Source organism: Paraburkholderia sp. RL18-101-BIB-B, assembly GCF_046026985.1.
Lineage (GTDB): Bacteria > Pseudomonadota > Gammaproteobacteria > Burkholderiales > Burkholderiaceae > Paraburkholderia.
On sequence record NZ_JARESV010000081.1, the window covers coordinates 1 to 21,662 of the forward strand.

Annotated in this window: 19 protein-coding genes and 1 pseudogene; 7 read left to right on the forward strand and 13 right to left on the reverse strand. The window is 60.6% G+C overall.

The window, feature by feature from the left end; genetic code table 11:
• Positions 1 to 342: 342 nt before the first annotated feature.
• Positions 343 to 936, forward strand: a complete 594-nt coding sequence (locus P0D73_RS43875; protein ID WP_408435964.1) for a hypothetical protein — start codon at positions 343 to 345, stop codon at positions 934 to 936.
• 89 nt (positions 937 to 1,025) lie between these two features.
• On the opposite strand, the gene P0D73_RS43880 is transcribed toward P0D73_RS43875, so the two are convergent.
• Positions 1,026 to 1,682 (reverse strand): hypothetical protein, encoded by a 657-nt coding sequence (locus P0D73_RS43880; RefSeq protein ID WP_408435966.1) that lies wholly within the window; start codon positions 1,680 to 1,682, stop codon positions 1,026 to 1,028.
• A 754-nt stretch (positions 1,683 to 2,436) separates the two neighbouring features.
• On the opposite strand from P0D73_RS43880, the gene P0D73_RS43885 reads away from it, so the two are divergent.
• Positions 2,437 to 2,937 (forward strand): hypothetical protein, encoded by a 501-nt coding sequence (locus tag P0D73_RS43885; RefSeq protein WP_408285860.1) that lies wholly within the window; start codon positions 2,437 to 2,439, stop codon positions 2,935 to 2,937.
• 475 nt (positions 2,938 to 3,412) lie between these two features.
• Here P0D73_RS43885 and P0D73_RS43890 read toward each other — a convergent pair.
• The 3 genes and pseudogenes from P0D73_RS43890 to P0D73_RS43900 form a co-directional block, all read right to left on the reverse strand.
• Positions 3,413 to 4,810: pseudogene (locus P0D73_RS43890) on the reverse strand (alkaline phosphatase family protein).
• A gap of 281 nt (positions 4,811 to 5,091) precedes the next feature.
• A complete protein-coding gene (locus P0D73_RS43895; protein WP_408435968.1) occupies positions 5,092 to 5,544 on the reverse strand; it encodes a hypothetical protein in 453 nt (150 codons plus the stop codon).
• Entirely contained in the window at positions 5,541 to 5,942 is a 402-nt protein-coding gene (locus P0D73_RS43900) for a hypothetical protein (RefSeq protein ID WP_408285857.1), read from the reverse strand. Before P0D73_RS43900 ends, P0D73_RS43895 begins: the two co-directional genes overlap by 4 nt.
• 478 nt (positions 5,943 to 6,420) lie before the next feature.
• Between P0D73_RS43900 and P0D73_RS43905 the strand changes: the two genes are divergently transcribed.
• The gene (locus P0D73_RS43905; RefSeq protein ID WP_132377199.1) at positions 6,421 to 7,146 is read left to right on the forward strand and encodes a DeoR/GlpR family DNA-binding transcription regulator; all 726 of its coding nucleotides are present in this window, start codon (positions 6,421 to 6,423) and stop codon (positions 7,144 to 7,146) included.
• A gap of 55 nt (positions 7,147 to 7,201) precedes the next feature.
• Here P0D73_RS43905 and P0D73_RS43910 read toward each other — a convergent pair whose 3' ends face one another.
• The 7 genes from P0D73_RS43910 to deoC form a co-directional block, all read right to left on the reverse strand.
• Positions 7,202 to 8,260, reverse strand: coding sequence for an ABC transporter permease (locus P0D73_RS43910; RefSeq protein WP_132377200.1), 1,059 nt, complete (start codon positions 8,258 to 8,260; stop codon positions 7,202 to 7,204).
• A gap of 15 nt (positions 8,261 to 8,275) precedes the next feature.
• Entirely contained in the window at positions 8,276 to 9,835 is a 1,560-nt protein-coding gene (locus P0D73_RS43915; RefSeq protein WP_408435971.1) for a sugar ABC transporter ATP-binding protein, read from the reverse strand.
• A gap of 79 nt (positions 9,836 to 9,914) precedes the next feature.
• Positions 9,915 to 10,919, reverse strand: a complete 1,005-nt coding sequence (locus P0D73_RS43920; RefSeq protein WP_132377202.1) for an autoinducer 2 ABC transporter substrate-binding protein — start codon at positions 10,917 to 10,919, stop codon at positions 9,915 to 9,917.
• A 95-nt stretch (positions 10,920 to 11,014) separates the two neighbouring features.
• The gene (locus P0D73_RS43925; protein ID WP_132377203.1) at positions 11,015 to 12,061 is read right to left on the reverse strand and encodes an ABC transporter permease; all 1,047 of its coding nucleotides are present in this window, start codon (positions 12,059 to 12,061) and stop codon (positions 11,015 to 11,017) included.
• A 34-nt stretch (positions 12,062 to 12,095) separates the two neighbouring features.
• A complete protein-coding gene (gene rbsK, locus P0D73_RS43930; protein WP_408181402.1) occupies positions 12,096 to 13,058 on the reverse strand; it encodes a ribokinase in 963 nt (320 codons plus the stop codon).
• Between the two features lie 181 nt (positions 13,059 to 13,239).
• Complete coding sequence (locus P0D73_RS43935; RefSeq protein ID WP_408181404.1) at positions 13,240 to 15,627, reverse strand: aldehyde dehydrogenase family protein; 2,388 nt, start codon at positions 15,625 to 15,627, stop codon at positions 13,240 to 13,242.
• A 16-nt stretch (positions 15,628 to 15,643) separates the two neighbouring features.
• Complete coding sequence (gene deoC, locus P0D73_RS43940) at positions 15,644 to 16,654, reverse strand: deoxyribose-phosphate aldolase (RefSeq protein ID WP_408181406.1); 1,011 nt, start codon at positions 16,652 to 16,654, stop codon at positions 15,644 to 15,646.
• A gap of 251 nt (positions 16,655 to 16,905) precedes the next feature.
• Between deoC and P0D73_RS43945 the strand changes: the two genes are divergently transcribed.
• The 4 genes from P0D73_RS43945 (at position 16,906) to P0D73_RS43960 (ending at position 21,034) form a co-directional block, all read left to right on the forward strand.
• Positions 16,906 to 18,522: a sugar ABC transporter ATP-binding protein gene (locus P0D73_RS43945; protein WP_408181407.1), complete on the forward strand. Its 1,617-nt coding sequence runs from the start codon at positions 16,906 to 16,908 to the stop codon at positions 18,520 to 18,522.
• Positions 18,519 to 19,520, forward strand: coding sequence for an ABC transporter permease (locus tag P0D73_RS43950; protein WP_408181409.1), 1,002 nt, complete (start codon positions 18,519 to 18,521; stop codon positions 19,518 to 19,520). The genes P0D73_RS43945 and P0D73_RS43950 overlap by 4 nt, the downstream gene beginning before the upstream one ends.
• Positions 19,521 to 19,587: 67 nt before the next feature.
• Positions 19,588 to 20,733 carry a substrate-binding domain-containing protein gene (locus P0D73_RS43955; RefSeq protein ID WP_132377208.1) on the forward strand — a complete coding sequence of 382 codons (1,146 nt, stop codon included), beginning with the start codon at positions 19,588 to 19,590 and terminating at the stop codon, positions 20,731 to 20,733.
• Between the two features lie 130 nt (positions 20,734 to 20,863).
• On the forward strand, positions 20,864 to 21,034 hold the full coding sequence (locus tag P0D73_RS43960; protein ID WP_165923918.1) for a hypothetical protein: 171 nt from the start codon (positions 20,864 to 20,866) through the stop codon (positions 21,032 to 21,034).
• A gap of 42 nt (positions 21,035 to 21,076) precedes the next feature.
• Here the strand turns inward: P0D73_RS43960 and P0D73_RS43965 are convergent, their stop codons facing one another.
• Together P0D73_RS43965 and P0D73_RS43970 are read right to left on the reverse strand one after the other, a co-directional pair.
• The gene (locus tag P0D73_RS43965; protein WP_408181411.1) at positions 21,077 to 21,364 is read right to left on the reverse strand and encodes a DUF4148 domain-containing protein; all 288 of its coding nucleotides are present in this window, start codon (positions 21,362 to 21,364) and stop codon (positions 21,077 to 21,079) included.
• A gap of 106 nt (positions 21,365 to 21,470) precedes the next feature.
• The coding region (locus P0D73_RS43970) for a hypothetical protein (RefSeq protein ID WP_408320645.1) at positions 21,471 to 21,662 on the reverse strand (192 nt) is incomplete at its 5' end.

Genomic DNA, 21,662 nt, shown 5'->3' on the forward strand with positions numbered 1-21,662 from the left:
GCTGTCCCCGAGAAGCCGGCTTGGATGACCGGACCACTCCGTTACCTGCCGTTCAACCCCTGACAGCACGAGCGGCGGCAGTGGGTCGACTTCTGACCGACAGGGCCGATCAACGGCCCACCACGCCGGCCGCTCTGTGCCGGACCGGGTTCGGTCATCAACGGACGTTCGCCAATGCGCCTTGATAATCGTAAGTTTGCCGTCGCCAATGTATCATTAGGGCTGTTTTTCTATACTGCTAGCGACCGACAATTTTTACGTTTTGCACCAAGACTAGATTAGGAATATCGGGCGCGTACTCACGCCGAGGTTTTCTGACAAAACGGATAACCATAAAAAATTATGCAACCTACAGTAACTGTTATTCCTATTGCCGTAATTTCTGCTATCGCACTATTTTTCACAAAAGAAATACTTGAGGGAGTGCGACGCTATCGCGGAGAGCAACGAAAAATAAAAGCAATTAAAATGCTTATTTCCCGTGAGTGCGAATTAAATCTCTGGACCATAAAATCTATTAAATATATTGTCGAAACGATTCGAGACGAAGCAGAGCTCGGCGCCGAGTTCGAATTCATTTTCCCCAGAAGTGGAAAGACTTTATTTCGTGTAAAACGGAAGAATGACGATACTAAAAGCGGATCATCATTGACTGAGACGCATAGGGAACTTATGGATCGATATCTATTAGACGCGGCGACATTAGACAAAAAACTCTATGCTGCGCTGCAGTCAGCTTATGACGCAGTTGCTGAGCTAGAGCATGTCCGCCAAAGCTTGATTTATTTTGTTGAACCAGAAGATAATCAGGATGAGATGCATTTGTTTGGTTTTGTTGATTACGCATTAGGTACACTTCAGGAAGTTTCTGACGGACTTGCCGTGCTCTATAAGGAATGTACTGGGGATAATTTGACGAAACATCGATTGCGGTAATAATCGCATCGAATACCCTAGCACTGCGAGACATGTTTCCTAGTGGTAGATGCTCACTGTTTCACCCGATTGAAGACACTGCTTGTAAATTACGTCGTTTTGATTTCGAACCAACTTGGCACTGGCGACGTACAGCCGACTATCTCTTTTATTATTTCATCAACTTCAGCATCGCTCTCTCCCTCCTGGCGTATGAATCGCTTGCGCAATTCGCGTTCCAAGATAGCCGACGCCTGCTTAACGATAACGTGCAATCGCCTTCCCACCTCTAATATGAAAGACCCCTCTAACACAAGCTTTCGATCGCTGAATCTCCGCAACGATGATACTTTGGCGGCGTCCTCCCGAGTAATGGTGCCGCCAGTATGTACGATAGAATGCCGAAGTTGCCACATTAACTCCAGTTCCGCTATGACGGAATTTGAATATATATTGATTTTCGGAAAAATAATTTGAAAATATTGATTCACTCTAGATGGATTGTGCCAAGATACCAGTGAGTCTGCGACTATTTGACCGGGTTCACGAGGTTCTCCACGTGCAGCAAGTATCCGATAGAGCGTGATGTTACATCCTTCTTTTTCGAGTCGCTTTGCCAACTCGAGATCGTCAAAGCCATCCATAAAATCATTCGAATCCACTAGCTCTGAAAACTGCTGTTTTTGAAATACTTCAAAATTGCTCATCAGCATCGCGAACGCTGTCATCACAAACACGCGAAGCGATTCAGACGATTTATCGATCATCGCTTTATCGCCACTGTTCTCAAGAGCGCGCTCACAGTGGGTTACCGAGTCACATATTTCTACGACGCTGCGCAAGAACACCGTTGCTGTCGAGGGTGCATTCGTTATATATGTCCGCGGGCTTGCCGCGTCTTTATGAAAATATGACGTAAGACTCTCGGAAAACATAGACATCCTTCTAAGTAACATTGATTAATAACGTGTGTCGCAATATTTAACGAACTGAAGCGGCAGTATATCAACGTTGTGCAGTAACGGAATGATTCGCCTCACTCAAGTGAATACCCCGAATTGTTTTCCGCGACCGTCCGCTAACAAGAAAGTTGAGCGTCTCTTTAGGGGCGGTCCCGGCCCTTCGCTAACTGAGGGAGGGGAGCCTCTCCGCCGGACACCTGCGCCTTTCGAACGCCGCTGTCGAAAACCTGGACTGAAAGCATGCGTCAAGCGCTACGACTGGCCGCCCACGCTCTTTTACCTCGACCCCGCCGCAATTTGAGCCGGAAGGCTACGGCGTGCCGTTTGCCGAATGGAATGGGGACATTTGCGCGGCCATGATGCGGAGCCAGCGAGCGGCGCCTCATGCGCCGACTGCCGACTTTTCAACATGTTGCTTGGTCGCTCAAAGACTAGATTCAGTGCTTTCGCAGACAGCATTTGCCAAAGCAAGAAATTGGCGCAGCATGGTCAGATCTCTTAGCCACGAAATAGCCGAGAGCCGCGGCGGAAGCTGCTTCTCTCCCGAAAGGGGTGTGAAATGTCCTACTGTCCCTTCTTCCAGACGCTGCATGACGAAACACAACCAGTGGGGCATTTTGGCCGGGGAACCCACTATTCGGTTCTGCGGGCTCCGGTCTGGCACGATGAAGCGATCAATCGGCTTGAGCGGTGCGCGTTCCTCGACTTCGCCATCATCTGGGATGAGGATCATGACGATCGGGTGGTCGATGCAATCATGGTCCTTTACATCAGTGGCCTGCTTGCGCCGGTACGGTATATCGGCGAGAGGAAAGGCACGCTCTCAGTACTGTTGGCCCCTGATGTTGCTCGGAACTGGAACCTAGGCACACTGGAGCAGTATCGCGACGATATCAACGACATCTGCCAGTGCTTGGAAGACCCATGGTCGGCAAAAGTCGACAGCGTTGACGTCCACGAACATTCGATCATCCACGGTTCAGCCGAGAACGTCGCTACGTATCTCAGAAACATCGACATTTTGTGGGAGCTGGGTGTGAAACCGAAAAGCCGCCCCTAGGTCGGCAGCAAGGGGGATGAGAACGCAACACTGAGTCGGGTAAAACCACGTTTACCGGTCTCACACTGTTGCGTCCTCGGGTAGCCACGGACGCAACAAATAGCAGCGTCACGGTCACGCAACAGGAATTTCCAGAAAAGTGGGCAACTTGTGGATAACTCGGCCGCCTTACCCGTTGAGAGATAAGAAAAAACTGAAAAACTACACCAACGCAACATGTCACCATAGGTGCCAAGAATCAACCTTTCATCTGTTACGGCAAAGCTGTAATGTCGTATCTGAGCTAAATTGAAATGTCGTGTTTTGGACCTCGGTATGCTTGCCGGTTCCTCGTGGGACTGCGGAGCCGGCGATGCATGCAACTGCACTGGTGACACTGAACATGCGCGAACTCAACCGTTTAAAGTGATTCAGGCGATTCTGGAGTTGGGGCTCAAGCCCACCAGACCCGTCTCCCAACACATGCCTCCATTCCTCAATGCTTCCCATACGTCGCCAGATACTCCGCTAGCCCCGTCCACTGCGGCGAGGTCAGCAATTGAGGATGATCTCTTGCCACCTGAAGCGCGACATTATGAAAACCCTGCGTCGTATCCGACACGCCCGCTTGCACGACTCCATTGAATGCAGTCGCGGCGGCATGTATCGGCGCGCCCGTTAACGCTGGCGCAGGTTGAGCCACAGGCTGACCATTAAGAGCACTTGCCAGCCGGTCAAGTTGCGCATTGCGAGTAGTGACAGCATCGGAATACTTCTTCTGCGCGTCGAACTTCTCCGCAAGCATCTGAAGCACCGCAGTATGGTCGAGTCTCCCCGAGAAGACGCTCCCCGGCGTGACAAACGGCGACACCAGAAAAGCCGGCACCCGCAGCCCACTAGTCTTGAACGAAAACCCCGCGATATCGACCGCAATGTCCAACGGCGCCACATGATCGAAGAACCCGCCGTGCTCGTCATACGTCACGATCAGCAGCGTCTCTTTCCACCTGGTCGGATTCGAAATCAAGGTCCGGTAAATATCAGCGATGAACGCTTACCCACCAGCCATCCCCGTTGGGCAGTGATCGTCGTTGGCGGTGTTGTGAGGGCCGTCCGTGTATTCCGGTTCGATGAAAATCACTTTCGGGAGAATGCCGTTGCCCTGCCAGTCATGGGCAAACCTCGAATACCGCCGGAAGTTTCCGCCGGCGTCGTTGAGCGGCAAGGTCAAGGACAGCAGGATCTCCGGAAGCCATTCCTTCATCATGCTGAAGAACGGAAAGAAGCTCCCTGACTGATAGACACACCAAGGTATGCCGCGCTGGCGCAGCCAATCATAGACAAGTGGCTGATCCGGCAGAAAGCTCAGCCCTTGCACGTTATCGTTGATCAGGCTAGTCCCCGCCATCGCCATCAGACGGTTTGCCTGAGTTCCTGAGGGCAACGGAGCAAACCAGTTGTCGCACACGGTGAAGTGTTTCGCGAGAAAGTCGAAAGTGGGTACAGTGCGAGCGTCGTAATAACCCATCACGTCGGCCAGATTCGACGGTGCCGGCTTGCGGGTTGCATAGCTCTGCACGAATCCGCCGAGTTCCGGGCATCCTCCCGGCACACACGGTGTGTCGATCTGCGTGGCGATCGGGCCGCGGTCGTGAGGCGGGTCCGATATGGCAGGTCCATTCGGACTCAACGCATGAATGGGATATTGCTTGCCGTTGTATACGTTGATGAAGTTCGCCTGCCACGCCGGATCCGCGGAAAGACCGTTAACCTGGCTGCCGTTCAAGCTTAGATAACCGAGTGCGTGATCGAAGGAACGGTTTTCCATCATGACGATCACGACGGTGTCAATCTGGTCCAGAGCAGTCATCAAAGCTCCTTGAGCACCCGGCATTCAGCGTAAACCGACTCAGTATCGGAAAAGGTAGACGAAAACCATTGTTTTCGCGTCTCAGGTAATTCCCTGAGGTCATGACACGAAGTGCCTGATGTGATCGACTTCCCTCCCCTCTGGTGTTCCGCAGAGCGATGGGAACGACGCCCGGCCGATATCTCGCGGCGGAGGCGCAAGAGTCGCGCGCTGCGCTTGCGTGGCCTTCAAAAGCGACTTGAGCGAGATGATCGTCGATCGGCTCGCTCAACTTGATGGCACACAGCGCGAACCTTCAGGCTCTTTCAAGGCGTGCAGTTCGAGCCTAGTTTCACCTTGCGCTTGTCCAGTTGCAGACGATTGCCGCTCAGTTTGACCTTGCCGGAAAACGAAGCGCTCTTCCACTGGATCTTGCAGGTCGCTGAATCGATCGCGTAAACCACCTGCTCGCTGCCGGAATACGTGGAGACGAGAAGCTGCTTGCCGTTCGTATAAAGCGGCCGCTCGACGATGCTAACGTTAGGATCCACGGAGCACGATGCCCCGCCCGCACGGCTCAGCGTGACCGGACCGAGCCAGGCCGTCGGACTATCCGTGCCGTCGCTCTGACCCAGATCGATTGACAGATCGCCGACGCTGACCTTGCCCGTGCCGGGATTCACTTCGCTGTAGTGACATGATTGCGCGAGGGCAACCGGACCCGAGATCAACAGACCGGCAACGGTCACGACCGCACGCGTGATAAGACTCTGCTTCATGGTTTGATGGCGTAATACTGAACATTCGCGAGATCCGCATGCGTCCAGGAAAAGTTAATGGCGGTGTTTTTCCGTCCGACGCCGCCATATCGGCCCCAATACGCAAGCGGATAAGGTTTCGATTGACCCGGCATGATAATCACGACATGGCCGTGATGCGTCGCCTTCAATCCGGCAACCACCAGATAGCCGAGTCCGGCATAAGCGACGGCCTTGTCGGCATCCGAACCGAGTTGAGTCCACGGTGCGCGGCCAATGGCGTCGATAATGCTGTTCGCATCACCCGTCAGCGTAATATCGAGATCCGCGGCGACTGCCTTCAGGAAGCCGCTGCAATCGGCTTTCCATTGCGTCCAGTGGTTCTCACACAGGGTTTTGATATTTTGTCCGCCAGCCATTATCGTTATCCGTTTCGCATGTGATGTTGTCGGTTTTTCTCCGGCCGCAAAAAGCCGCGACGTAAGCGTTCGGATTATAACGAGGCTTACAGAAATGTAAATGAATGAATGGCGTGGCGTGCTGCGAATTAAAAAATCATGCATCCATGCTGAATGCAATCGTGTGCCGCCCCATGTCTTTCTCCGCGATAATCGCACATTCCGCCCGGCCCGCCGCCGATCAAATAAACGCCTCGCTTCATTTAACAAATCGACGCAATAAAATCCAACGCCCTGCTCGCTTCAGCCGCATTCGCATTGAGCATCGCCAGCACTGCTGCGTTTGCCAACTGCGGCATCGGCGGAACCAGGAAACGCGTGCCGCCGGTCCTCTCAATCGACCGATATCTCGCTCGCCGTGCGCACCGCCTCTTGTTATAATTCTTTCACCAAATCGAACAAAACATAACGCCCTCCCATACTGCGCGACAGGAGCTCCATGCTGAAACCCGACCGCCTCCGCGCCCTTGCCGATGCGCTGGCCAGGCAAAACGTGATGCGCCTGCGCGACGCCGCCGGCCTGCTGGGCGTTTCGGAAATGACTGTCCGGCGCGACATTGCGGGCAGTCCCGAGCGATTCACGTATCTCGGCGGCTATATCGTCAGCGCGACCGACGTACCGAACAACGCCGGCTATTCACTCGAAGAAGAGAAAGACCACTTCGCGCAGGCCAAAGCCGAGGCGTCGGCGATCGCGGCGGGCCTCATCGGCAACAACGAAACGCTGTTCATCGACTGCGGCACGACGCTCACCACGCTGGCCCGGCTGATTCCGGTCGAGCGGCATGTCACGGTGGTGTGCTACTCGCTGAACGTCGCGGAAATTTTGCGGCGCAAACCCAATGTGCGGATGATTCTGCTGGGCGGCGTCTATGTACCTTCGTCAGATTCGTTCGCAGGTGAAGAAAGTCTGGAGATGCTGCGCCGCATGGGCATCAACAAAGCATTCATTTCCGCCGGCGGCGTGGACGCGGCGCGCGGTGTGACGTGCTGGAATTTTCACGAGGTCGCCCTCAAGCAGGCGGCTATGGCGAGCGCAGTCGAGCGGCATCTGGTGGTGGATCAGAGCAAGTTCGGCGTCGTCAAAGCGGTGCGTTTCTCGCAAGTCGACGACTTCGATTCCATCATCACCGAGAAAGGCCAGGAACTCCGCAAGCGCCGGTGAGCGCGTATGCGTGCCTCTGCATTGCGGCGTTAGCAATGCAAAGGCCGCAACTCTTCTAGTTCTTACGCTGCAACGCGAACAACGTCCCGGCGATCAGAATAAACGCGCCGATAATCACCTTCTGCCAGGTGCTCGGCACGCCCACCAGAATCAGCACGCTATTGATCAGCGTGACCAGCACCACGCCGAGCAACGTGCCGGCTACCGTGCCCGTGCCGCCCGTAATGCGCGCGCCGCCCAGAATCACCGCCGCGATCACATCGAGTTCCGAGCCGACCAGATCGAAGGGATTCGCAAGCCGGTTGTTCGATACGTGCAGAATGCCCGCGATGCCGGCGAGCATGCCGGTATAGCCGAACACGAACAGATGGATCGCGCGCAGGTTGTAGCCGAGCCGCTCGGCAATCGCGAGGCTGCCGCCCATCGCATAGACGCCGCGTCCCATCATCGTGCGATTCAGGAGCCACCACGTGACCACCGCGGCCGCCACCAGCGCTATCACCGACACCGGCAGCACGGCGCGCAAGCCATCAGCCGTGTGATAGAAAAACAGCGGAATGCGGCCGAAATGATCCATGCTGTGCGGAATGTTCATAAAGAACGTCGTGCCGATGAACGTCAGCAACAGCCCGCGATACAGATACTGCGTGCCGATCGTGACGATCAGCGAAGGCGCTTTCAGCCGATGCACCAGCACCCCGTTGACAACGCCAAGTACGATGCCGCCGAGCGCGCCCGTGATCAGGATCAGTGCAAACGGCGCGTCCGGCCACCACGCGAACACGGCCTTGGTGATGCCGTACATCGTCAGCGCGGCAATGGCGGTGAACGACACGTCGATCCCGCCGGACGCCAGCACGACGAGCGTGCCTAACGCGAACAGCGACATCGTGGTCGCCGAATGCAACAGGTCGAACAGCGTCGCCAACTGGAAGAAACGCGGATTGATCGCACCGACAATCAGGCACGTCACCGCGATCAATGCCAGGGTGAACCATTCGGGATTGCGCGCGAGCTTGGCCCGCAAGCTCGGCGGCTTGACCTCGGGGGCGACTTCGACGACGGTCGGGGTGGTCATGGTCTGGTTCAGGCGCGAATCGAGGCGCGAGTTCATGAGTAGAGACGTCCTTTATGCGGCTTCCGAGAGCAGCGCATGATACAGATCGGCTTCGCTCAGCGTGTCGGCCTGGTATTCGCTGGCGACACGCCCTTTCTTCATCATCAGGATGCGGTCGCAGTTCTGCAGCAGTTCCGGCAAGTCGTCGCTGATCAGGATGATGCCGATGCCGCGTTGCGACAGGCGCTGCATGATGCGGTAAATGATGTCCTTCGAGCCGACGTCGACACCGACTGTCGGTCCATGCAGGATCAGCACGCGCGGGTCGATGGCGAGCCAGCGGCCGATCAGCACGCGCTGCTGGTTGCCGCCCGACAGCGATTGCACGGGTTTGTCGACACCCGGCGTGGCGATCTGCAGATCCTTCACCGTCTGTTCCGCGAGCGCCTGCGCGCGAGTGCGGTCGATCTGCCCGAAGCGGTCACGCAGGCTGGAGATCATCGCGGTGATCACGTTGTCGCGGATCGGTTTGTCGAGAAAGAGCCCTTCGTTCAGGCGGTCTTCCGGCACATAGCCGATGCGATGCTCCTTGGCGTCCGAGGGCGTGCGCAGTGAGACGGCCTTGCCGTCGAGCATCACCTGCCCGGATTGCGCCGGCGCGACGCCCGCGAGCGCGCGCGCAAGTTCATTGCGCCCCGAGTCGAGCAGACCCGTAATGCCGAGAATCTCGCCGCCGTGCAGCGCGAACGACACATCGCTGAATTGGCCGGCGCGCGTATAACCGCGCACATCGAGCACGACGTTGGGCTCGCAGGCGCCTTCACGATAACGCTCGTTCGACAGATGGCGCCCCGTCATCAACTCGCTGATCTGCGCCTTGGTGAATTGCGCGATCGGTCCTTGCGCCATTTTCTGGCCGTCGCGCAGCACGATGACTTCGCCGCCGATCGCATAGCACTCGTCGAGCTTGTGGCTGACGAACAGCACGGTGACGCCCTGCGCGCGCAGATTGGCGAGCACGGCGATCAGATTGTCGACTTCCTTCTGCGTGAGCGACGTGGTGGGCTCGTCCATGATGACGAACTTCGCCTCGCTGGCGATCGCGCGGGCAATCGCCACGAGCTGCCGCGTGGCGAGCGGCAATTGCTCGATCAGCGTTGTCTGAAACTCGGCGTTGCCGGGCAGCCCGACCGCTTCGAGCGCGCGCGCCGCCGTGCGGGCCAGCTCGCGCCGGTCGAAGGTGCGGGCCAGCTTGCCCGCGTGCGTGGCCAACTCGGACGTGAGCGCGACGTTTTCCGCCACATTCATATTGGGCAGCAACGAGAGATCCTGATAAACGGTCTCGATACCGGCCGCGAGCGATTCGAGCGCGGAGAGCCGCGCGTGCCGCACGCCTTCGATCACGAGTTCGCCTTCGTCGGGTGGCTGCGCACCGGAAATGATCTTGATGAGCGTGCTCTTGCCGCAACCGTTTTCGCCGAGCAGGTGATAGATCTGGCCGCGCTCGAACGACAGGCTCACGCCGCGTAACGCATGCACGCCAGTGAAGCGCTTGTGCACGCCGACCACCTCCAGGAATGGCTGCGAAACGTCGGACTGTGGTGACTTCGGTGAGGTTGCGTCTTGATTCATTGTGGCGAGTCGCAGGTTGGGGCGTCCCCTTTCGGGGACGCCGTGACACATGAAACAAAAGTCAAAGCCGCCAGAAAGCTCAGAACGGATACTGCTTGTAGTTCGTCTTGTCGACGTTCACCCAGCCCTGGCCGCGCACAATGATGCCCTTGCCCGGTCCCTTCGCGACCGTGACCTTCGTGTAGCCAGGAATGCCGAGGTCGGCGCCGTTCTCGACCGTCTTGCCGTCCACCAGCATCTGCGCGACCTTGTTCATCGCGATGCCCGCGAGCTTCGGATCCCAGAACGCGATGCCGTTGATGGCGCCGCTTTCGAGGAACTTGCCGGCTTCGGTCGGCAGGCCCGTGCCGTAGACGCAGATCTTGCCCTGCATGCCGGCCTCTTCCACCGCGCGGCCGATGCCGATCACGTCGAGCGACGACGAACCCTGGAAGCCCTTCAGGTCCGGATGCTTGCGCAGCACTTCCTTGGCGACTTCATAGGCGCGCTCGCCGTCGTTATTGGTTTCGAGCTTGGGCTCGACCAGGTTCATCTTCGGATACTTGGCCTTGGCGTTGCCGATGCCGCCGTCCGCCCATTGCACCTGCGAGCGGCTGCCGAGCGAACCCACCAGCACGGCCCACTTGCCGTCGTCGTGCATGCACGAGGCGAGACGCTCGTTCAGGCCGGCGCCGTAGGCGGTGTTGTCGAACGCCTCGATGTCGACCATCGTGTTCTTGGCATTGTCGGCTTCATGCGTGACCACCTTGATGCCGCGATCCATCGCCTTCTTCAGCGCCGGTTCGAGCGTCGGCGGATCGTAGGGCACCACGGCAATGGCGGTGACCTTCTTGGCGATCAGATCTTCGATGATCTTCAGTTGCTGCGCCGCATCCGCGCGGCCGGGCCCGGTCTGATACGCGTTTATGTTGGGGTTGTCCTTGGCGAACTGCTTGACGCCGTCGTCCATCCGGTTGAACCAGTTGATGCCGGTCACCTTGACGACCGTGACGATCGTTTCGTTCGTGGCAGCCTGCGCGGCAGCGATCACACCTACCGTCAGCGCGGCCGCTGCGAGCGCGGCACCCAGTCGAGTCAATTTCATGCAAAGTCTCCTTTATCGTTCGATGTTGCCCACTTGATCGTCGCGGACAGCCAGGGCTCGTTGTCCGCCGCGTACTGAAACCTTGTCGCGCGCCACTAACGCTTAGGCGCTGCACTTGAAGCGCCGGCATTGCTTGCGCCGCCGAAACCAAAGATGGCGCGCACCCGTTCGCCGCCCGCAAACGCCAGCGACAGCAGCAACAGAAACCCCCACGCGCAATCGCCGAAGAACTGCGACACGCCCATCAGGTTGAACAGGCTGGAAAGAAACTGCAGCACCGTCGCGGCGAAGAACACGCAGATGATGCGGCCATGCCCGCCTGCGGGATTCACGCCGCCCATCACCGCGATCAGGATCGCGATCAGCAGATAGGAATTGCCGTAGTCCCATTTCGCGCTCGACGTATGCGTCGCGCTGATCAGCCCGGCCAGCGACGCGAGCACGCCGCACATCGCATACGTCGTGATCAGCATGCGCGCGCGCGGAATGCCGGCGTAGAACGCCGCCTTGGGATTGGTGCCCATCAGATAGAGACGCAGGCCGAATGGACTGCGCTTGAGCAGCCACCCCAGCACGATCACCGCGGCGATAAATATGCAGAACGCGATCGGCACCTGAAACACCGTGCCGTTGCCGATATTCGACAACGGGTCCACGTAGTCGACATGCACGGAGGCGCCGTTGCTGAGCACCACCGCGAAGCCGGTGAACAGCAGCTGCGTGCCGAGCGTGCAGAGAATCGGCGTGAGTCTGAGGCGCGCGATCACCACGCCGTTCAGCAGTCCGCCAAGCAAACCCATCACCACCACGATCACGCAGAAGAGTGACGTGTAAAGCGCGGGCGAATCGTCGCCGTTGACGAAGCGCGGCACGATCAACGCGGCGACCATGCCCGACAGGTTGGCGAGCCCGACGCCGGACAGGTCGATGCCGCCGTTGCCCGACACCATCGAGAGCATGATGCCGAGCGCGAGCAGGCCGAGCTCGGGCAACTGGCCGCCCATCGACTGCAGATTGTCGATATCGACGAATTGGCCGCGCGAGAGCCACGTCGCGACCAGCACGACGAGCACGTTGACGATCAGCAGGAAATTCAGTTGCCGGTCGCCGAACAGTTTTCCAGCGGTGAACGAAGACTTCATGGTGACGACACGCTCCTTCGGGCTTCGCAAACGGTCAGGATGACTGGGACACGCCGGCCGGCTGGCTCAGCACTTGATTCACTTCGTCGAGTGTCGGCATGGAAGGCGCCGTGCCCGGACGCGTCACGGAAATGCCCGCGAGCGCGCAACCGAAACGCAATGCCGTAATGGCGTCGTCGCCGCGTGCGAGCGCTGCCGCGAAGCCGCCCGTGAAGCCGTCGCCGGCGCCGGCGGTTTCCACCACGCGGCCGCAGTGGTAAGCGGGCACGAGGATCGATTGCTCCGCCGAATGCAGCAGCGCGCCGCCCTCGCCCAGCGTGACGATGACCGTGCCGACGCCTTTGGCGAGCAGCACGTCAGCGGCGCGGCGGGCGTCGTCGGCATTCGCGATCGGCACGCCGGTGAGCGCGGCCGCTTCGGTTTCGTTCGGGGTGATGTAGTCGCACAGCGGGAAGATGGCGTCGTCGAGCGGCATGGCGGGCGCCGGATTGAACACGGTGATGACACCATGCTTACGCGCCACTTCCAGCCCGCGCCGCGCGGCTTCGAGCGGCTGTTCGAGTTGCGTGACGAACACGCGGGCGGCGGCGATATCGGCTTCGATTGCGTCGACGTCGGCGGCTTCCATCGTGCCGGCCGCGCCGGACGCGACGATGATCGCGTTCATGCCGGTGTTGTCGTCCACGAAAATGTGCGCCGCACCGGTCGAGACGCCGTCGATCACCGACGCGCGCGCCGTGATGCCTTCTGCGGCCCACGTGGCGCGTGCGATAGAGCCGAACGCGTCGTTGCCGATGCGCGTGCAGAACACCACTTCCGCGCCGACACGCGCGGCCGCGACCGCCTGATTCGAGCCCTTGCCGCCCGGCCCCATCGCGAACGCCGTGCCCGCGATGGTCTCGCCGATCTGCGGCATGCGTCCGGCGCGAAACGTCAGATCGGTGACGTAGATGCCGAGAATGACGACGCGACCGTTTGGTTGCGTAGACGTGTTCATGCGCGTTCCCCTTGTTGCTGAACAGCCGGGTTAAAGGGAACGTCCTTCGATGCCTGAAATGCGCGCGGCACTTCGGCATGCAACAGCGGATCCAGATTCTTCAGCACGTTGTCTCCTCCATTTTCTGGTTGGCGTGCGTGTCTTTACTTTAAGACGTTTGGTACGGCTGCCGGCTTGGCGGTCAATCTCCGTACGGTATCCAGATGTTCTTGACCTGCACGGCCTGGCGCAGAAACGGCCGGCCTTCGCTCGAACGGTCGAACCAGTCGAACTGGCGGCCGTGATCGACGAACGTCCGTTTCAGATTGCCGACCGATTCACGCTCGACCAGCGTCGAATCCGCCGCGCTGCCGAAGCACCAGAGCGCATCGACGTCGTCGTGCTTGACGAGCGCGGGCAGCAATGCGCCGCGTTCGCCCGTGACGATGTTCAGCACGCCGCCGGGCACGTCGGACGTCTCGGCCACCTGATAGAAGTCGGTAACCGTGAGCGGCGACGCCTCGCTCGGCAACACCACCACGCGATTGCCCATCGCCAGCGCGGGCGCCGCCAGCGAAACGAAGCCGAGCAGCGGCGCTTCGTCCGGGCAGGCGATGCCGATCACGCCGAGCGGCTCATGCATGGCCAGCGCGACACCACGCAACGGCGGCGTATGCACCGCGCCGTCGAACTTGTCGGCCCAAGCCGCGTAAGTGAAAAGACGCTGCACCGAGGCGTCCACTTCGGCACGCGCCGCGGCTTCCGTCGCCCCGTTTCGCACCACGAGCTGGCGCACGAATTCGTCCGCGCGCACGGCCAGGTTTTCCGCCAGATAGAACAGCACTTGCGCGCGGTTATGCGTGCTCGCCTGCGACCACTTCTGCGCCGCGCGCGCCGCTTCGACCGCGTTACGGATGTCCTTGCGATTGCCCGCGGCCACTTCGCCAACGGGCGTGCCGTCCGGCGCATGCACCGGCAGCGAATAGCCGCTGTCAGGACGCGCCTGCTTGCCGCCGATAAAGAGTTTCGCGGTGCGATCGATCGACGTCACGTTCGACAACGGACCGAGCGTGGCCGCGCTCTCCACGAGACGCGTCTTGCGACGCTCCGCAAGATTGAGCCAGGCTCGCGGTTTCAGATATTCGTAGATGCCCTCACGTCCGCCTTCACGGCCATAACCCGATTCGCGATAGCCGCCAAAGCCGACCGCCGCGTCGAACAGATTCGTCGCGTTGATCCAGACGACGCCGCTTGCGAGCCGCGGCGCGACATCGAGCGCGCGGCCGATGGTTTCGCTCCACACGCTCGCGGCGAGTCCGTAACGCGAGTTGTTGGCGAGTGAGATCGCTTCATCGGGCGTGCGAAAGCTCATGGTCACCAGCACAGGGCCGAAGATTTCTTCCTGTGCCAGTGTGGAAGCCGGCGCCACGCCAGTGACGAGCGTCGGCGGATAAAAACAGCCGTTAGCAGGCATCGTCGTGTCAGGCGACTGCCACACCGAGCAGCCTTCACGGCGGCCGGTTTCCACCAGCGACTGGATGCGCTCGAGTTGCACCGGATCGACGATCGCGCCGAGGTCGATGCTCTTGTCGAGCGACGTGCCCACGCGCAGCGTCTCCATGCGCCGTTTCAGTTTGGCGATGAAGCGCGCCTCGATGCCTTCCTGCACGAGCAGCCGCGAGCCCGCGCAGCAGACCTGCCCCTGGTTGAACCAGATCGCGTCGACGACGCCTTCGACCGCGCCGTCCAGGTCCGCATCGTCGAAGACGATGAAGGGCGACTTGCCGCCCAGTTCGAGCGTCAGCGATTTGCCCGAACCGGCCGTGGCCGAACGGATCAGCCGGCCCACTTCGGTGGAGCCGGTAAAGGCGATCTTGTCGACCTGCGGATGCTCGACCAACGCCGCGCCCGTGCGTCCGTCGCCCGTGACGACGTTCAGCACGCCGGCGGGCAAGCCCGCGCGATGCGCGAGTTCGGCGAACAGCAACGCGGTGAGCGGCGTGTATTCAGCAGGCTTCAACACGACGCAGTTGCCCGTGGCGATGGCCGGCGCGATCTTCCACGCGAGCATCAGTAGCGGGAAATTCCACGGCACGATCTGACCGACCACGCCGAGCGGCGCGTAATCGGCGAACTCGCTCTCCTGCAACTGCGCCCACCCCGCGTGATGCAGGAAGTGGCGCGCGACGAGCGGCACGTCGATGTCGCGCGTTTCGCGGATCGGCTTGCCGTTGTCGAGCGCTTCGAGCACGGCGAAGAGCCGGCTATGACGCTGCACCATGCGCGCGAGCGCGTACAGATGGCGTGCCCGTCCCGCGCCACCTAGCGCGAGCCAGCCCGGCTGCGCGGCGCGCGCGGCGGCCACCGCTGCGTCGATGTCGGCCGCGTCGCCCTGGGCGATCTCCGCGAGTTGCTCGCCCGTCGCGGGCGCGTGCGAAGCGAAGCGCTCACCCGCCGCGGGCGCATGCCACGCACCGCCAATGAAATGCCCGAAGCTGCCCTCATGCTGCGCCAGCCAGGCGCGCGCGGGTTGATCGTCCTCGGGTGCGGGACCGTACTCCATCGATGAAAAATACTCGGCTACGCTCATGGGATCGGTCTTCTGTTCAGGCTACGGGGTGACGGTTGAAAGCGGAGTAACGGCCGCTCACGTAATGTTCGAGCTGGCGTTCGATATCGGCCAGCAGGCTCGATGCGCCAATGCGGAAGAGCTCCGGTTCGAGCCACGCACGGCCGAGTTCTTCCTTCATCAGGATCTGATACGACAGCACCGACTTCGCAGTTGATACGCCGCCCGCCGGTTTGAAGCCGATCAGCACGCCGGTGCGCTCCTGGTATTCGCGGATCATGCGCACCATCACGAGCGACACGTCCAGCGTCGCGTTGACGCCTTCCTTGCCGGTGGATGTCTTGATGAAGTCGGCGCCGGCCATCATGCAGACCATCGAGGCGCGCGCCACGTTCGACAGCGTGCGGATGTCGCCGGTGGCGAGAATGGTCTTCAGATGCGCCGCGCCGCAAGCCGCGCGGAAGTCGCGCACTTCGTCGTAGAGCGCCTGCCAGTTGCCGGTGAGCACATATTCACGCGTGACGACGATGTCGATTTCCTGCGCGCCGTCCGCGACCGACGCTTCGATCTCTTTCAGCTTCAACGGATGCGGGATCAGGCCGGCGGGAAAACCCGTCGATACCGCCGCAACCGGAATGCCGCTGCCGTGCAGCGCATCGACCGCCGCTGCGACGAACCGGTGATACACGCACACCGCGCCCGTCGTGATGCCTTGCGGTGCGATGCCGAGCGCTTCGAGCAGATCGGCGCGCACCGGTTGGCGCGCTTTTGCGCAGAGCCGGCGCACGCGGCCTTCGGTGTCGTCGCCGTTGAGCGTGGTGAGGTCGATGCAGGTGACGGCCTTGAGCAGCCAGGCCGCCTGCGCATCTTTCTTCACGCTGCGGCGCGTGCCGAGCGTGGCGGTGCGCCGTTCCACCGCCGACTGATTGACGCGCAGGCCGTCGAGCCAGGACGCGTCGAACGGCATACCCGGATTGCGCTCGGGATGGACGATCGGTGTGCCGCGCAGCGCGACGACCGAGGAAGACTGCAATGGGGCTTCTGGCATAAGACATCCGAAAATATGATGCGACGCACAACAGCCGCCGACAATTTGTTCGCACTTATGCTACAACGATTGATAGAATCATAACAAGCTTTGCGAGCAATCGTTACACGAACAACCGCTGAAGCCCGGCGAAGGCCCGTGAATGTTATTGACGCACCATATTCATGATGCGAAGATCACAACACGGTTTCGACCGGATAGCGTTATACAAAGAAAAGAATTTCGTCGCGTGGACGAAGGAGACATGCCAGATGAGTGAGCCGGTTGCGGTCGCGGCCGCGTCATCGCCTCAGGTTCCATTGATCCGTGTTGCGGGCGTCACCAAACGATTTGGCGGCGTGCAAGCGCTGCGCGGCGTCGACCTCGAAGTGTTGCCCGGCGAAGTCCACGCCCTGCTGGGCGAAAACGGCGCGGGCAAATCCACGCTGATCAAGATCCTCAGCGGCGTGCATGCCTACGACGACGGCGTCATCGAAATCGCCGGCCAGACAGTGGCGTTCGGCTCGCCGGCGCAATCGCGTGATGCGGGTGTCGCCGTTGTCTACCAGGATTTGAGTCTCGTCGAATCCCTGTCGGTCGGCGCCAATCTCATGTTGGGCCGCGAGCCGCGCACGCGTCTGGGCTTCGTGAAGAACCGCCAGCTCATGGCCACGGTCGGCGAGTTTTTGCGCTCGCATGGCATTCCGCTCGATCCGAAAGTGCCGGTCGGCTCGCTGCCCTTCGCCTACCGGCAAATGACCGAGATCTGCAAGGCCCTGATGGGCGAAGTGCGCGTGCTGATTCTCGACGAACCCACTTCCGCGCTGACCGGCGGCGAAGAGCAGATTCTGTTCGACGCGATCCGCGCGGTCACGGCTCGCGGCGTCGGCGTGATCTATGTGACGCATCGGTTGAACGAGGTGTTCCGGATTTCGCAGCGCGTCACCGTGTTTCGTGACGGCGCGAATGCCGGCACGTTCACGACGGCGCAAACGGATATGAAGCAACTGGTGGCGGCCATCGTCGGTCCCGCTCATGCCGCGTTGCAGGCACGGCAGAAAACAGCGGTGGGCGATGGAGCGGTTGCCGCAACCGCGAGCACTGCGGCGACCTCCGAAGAAGCGTCCAATGCCGGCGCTGCGCCCGTGCTCAAGTTATCGAACGTCAGCAACGACCGCCTGCATCACATCGACCTGGTGCTTCGCCGCGGCGAAGTCCACGGACTCGCGGGATTGATCGGCAGCGGCCGCACCGAGATTCTGCAAACCATCTTCGGCCTTCGCTCCGTCGACGCCGGCGCCATCGAGATCGAAGGCCGAACGCGTGCCCGCATCACGCCCGCCGAGGCCATTCAACTCGGCGTGGCGCTGGTGCCCGAAGACCGTCATCTCGAAGGCCTCGTGCTCGACCATTCGATCGAACGCAACCTGACGCTGCCGCGCTTGCCGCATTTTTCCCGCTGGGGATGGCTGCGCAGCCAGGCCGCCGTTCAGCAGGCGAAGCGCTCCATGAAAGAGCTGGCCGTCAAGGCGCCCAACTCCTCCACCGCGGTCAAGTTTTTATCCGGCGGCAATCAGCAGAAAGTGGTCTTCGCGAAGTGGAATCATCCGCGTCCCAAGTTGCTCATGCTCGACGAGCCGACCGTCGGCGTGGATGTCGGCGCGCGCGAGGAAATCTACGGCGTGGTGAGCGACGCCGCGCAGGCGGGCACCGGCGTGCTCATCGTGTCGTCGGACCTCGACGAACTCCTGCGCCTGTGCGACCGGATTTCGATTGTCGCGGACGGCTGCATCGTCAACACCGTCGAGCGCGCCGAACTCGCCAACGCCGAAGCGCTGCATCACCTGATCCAACTTTCCCGTTCTTCCCTCGAGGCGCCCGCAACATGAATGAATCTGTCTCGCCGCTGACGGCCGAACGGCAGGCATCGCCGCCGCAGAAAAGCCGTATGCGGCGCATCGCGCAAGCCCTGCTGCAAGGCGACCGGCCCTATGCGCTCTATGCCGCGTTCGCAATTCTGCTAGTGGTGTTCAGCTTCGCGTCGCCGTGGTTCTTGTCCATCGACAACTTCCTGAATATCGGCCGGCAAACCGCGCTGGTCTCGATCATCGCGATCGGCATGACCTTCGTGATCATTGCGCGGCAGATCGATCTGTCGGTCGGCTCGACGCTGGCGCTCTCGGGCATGTCCGCGGCGCTCGCCATGGCGTATGTGGGCAACAACTGGGTCATCGGCGCGATTGCCGGCATCGGCACCGGCGCGATCGTCGGCGCGATCAATGGGATCGTGACCACGCGGGTCAACATTCCTTCGTTTCTCGTCACGCTCGGCACCCTGAGCGCCGCGCGCGGACTCGCGCTGATGGTCACGACCACCAAGCCCGTGATCATCGACAACGACTCGTTCATCTCGATCTTCGGCGAGGGCGATATTTTCGGCGTGCCGGTGCCGATCATCTGGACGCTGCTCGCCGTGATCGCCGGCATTCTGCTGCTGCACTACAGCGTGTTCGGCCGGCAGATCTACGCGGCGGGCGGCAATCCGACGGCGGCGCTCTATTCGGGCATCAACACGCGGCGCGTGACCACCCTCGCCTTCATTCTCACCGGCATGCTGGCCGGACTCGCCGCGCTCGTGCTCTCGGCGCGCTCGCACGCGGCGCGGCCCGATGTCGTGCAAGGCATGGAGCTGGATGTGATCGCCTCCGTCACGCTGGGCGGCTGCAGTCTGTTCGGCGGCCGCGGCTTCGCGCTGGGGACGCTGCTCGGCAGTCTGATCATCGGCACGCTCAATAACGGGCTGGTGCTGCTCGGTGTGAGTTCGTCGCTGCAACTGGTGATCAAAGGCGTGATCATCGTCGCGGCGGTTGCCTTCACCAGAAAGTAGGCAAGAAACAGAGTAGTTCGGACGTGAAGACGTGAAGCACAGACATGCAGACCAACGGAGGAGAAACATGAAACAACGTCGTGGCTCAAGAATAGCGTTAGCCAGTGTCGTGGCGGCGGCCGCCGCCGCTTGTCTGGCTTCCTCGGGCGCTTACGCGCAATGCGTAACCAGCCTGCCTGCGGGATCGATCGGACCGAAGACGATTGTCGGGCAAGGACCGAACGGCGAAAAAGCCGCCTCGGTGGATGCCGTGAAGCTGACCGACGCCGACATCGCCAAGATCAAAGCCGGCAAGTTCAAGGTCGGCATTTCGATGCAGACCATGAATCTCGACTGGTCGCAACTGCAGGTGGCGGGCATCACCGATACGCTGAAGAAGTACGGCGTGGAAGTGATCGGCACGGCGTCGGCCGAATATCAGGTGGACAAGCAGATCGCCGATATCGAGAACACGATCCAGCGCCACCCGAACGGCATCATCTCGATTCCGGTCGACGGCACGGCGACGGCCGCCACCTACAAGAAAGTGTCCGCGGCCGGCATCAAGCTCGTCTTCATGGACAACGTGCCGACCGGCCTGAAGCATCCGGAGGAATACTCGGCGATGATCTCGGCGGACAGCGAAGGCAACGGCCAGATCGCGGCCAAAGTGCTTGCCTCGTGCGTGCCGCAAGGCGCAACGGTCGGGCTCGTGAATTTCGGCGTGGATTACTTCAGCACGACGGAGCGGACCAAGGCCGTCAACGACTGGCTGAAGAAAAACCGTCCGGACATCAAGATCAAGCAGGTCGCTTTCACGGACCCGTCCAAAGTCGGGCAGATCGCGGGCGACTTCCTCACCGGCAATCCTGACGTCAAGGGTCTATTCGCCGTCTGGGATCAGCCGGCGCTGGACACGCTCACGTCGATGCGCGCGCAAGGCGTGAATATCCCCATGACGACGGTCGATCTGGGACTTCAATCCGCGATCGAAATCGCCAAGGGCGGACCGCTGAAGGCCACCGGCTCGCAGCGTCCGTACGATCAAGGCGTCGCCGAGGCGATGGCGATGATGAAGGCGCTGATCGGCCAGACGCCGCCGGCATGGATCGGCGTGCAATCGTTGCCGGTGATTCAGTCGAACGTGCTCGAGTCTTATAAGACCGTGTTCAAGAAAGATCCGCCGCCGCAACTGGCCGAGGCGTGCAAGAAGGCCGCGCCGGCTTGCGGTTGAAGCGGGCGAGCCGCACTTCGTCATCGCGCTATTCTCCTTCAGCTTCCGAACGCCGGCGCGACCAGCCGGCGTCGGGCGCGAATCCTGCTACTCGATAGACCTACTACGTCGACTCGAACTAGGAGAAAAGATGACCCTGCTCATATATCTGGTTGGCTGGATCATACTGATCGGCGGCGTGTCCTGGGGATTGATGGCCATGCACGTCGCGCAACATACGATTGCCATCGTGGCGGTCATTCTGCTCGGCGTCGCGGTCATTACTGGCGCAACGCGGGCGCGCAACCGCGACCGTTCGTAGCGTCAGCAACCGGTCGCCGGCGGGGAACCGGACCGTCCCACCTCAATTCGAAGCCGGTTCCCCTTGCGTTGCCGGCATCTGCGCCGTGCGCGCCGCAGCGGCGTCATCCGTGCCGTGCCGAATCGCATAGATCTCCCGATTTCGCGCCACTTCGGTGGCCGACGGCGGATAGTCGTTTTTGCTTGTCGGCACCAAACCTTCAGCCTGTGCCTGCTGCAACTGCGCCATCACATCGGCGCGCGTCGGCCCAGATGGACTCGTTTGCGCAAAGGCATTCGCGCCGAACACCAGGCTAAGTGCGGTGACGGCAACGGCGGTAAGCAATTTCATGATGTCTCTCCGGGTTAGGGGCAAGCAATGCGTGGCCTGAACCACGCTTGCCATTCTTGTCATTTCCCCTGTCGAAGCACTGACCTCCCGATTACCGTTTTGTTATCTACGCGCGCCTGAAGACACGCGACGCCACGTCCCGGCGCATTCGCATCAGCGCCCACATAACAGAACGGTAATCTAGCCGACGGCAGCCCGTCAGCGCCGCCACGCCACACTCCTGACTCACGAAGCCCGCGTCACGCGCCCCCCGCAGCACTGCATCGACGCGTGCCTCCATCGGCCTTTTTTCAGGAAT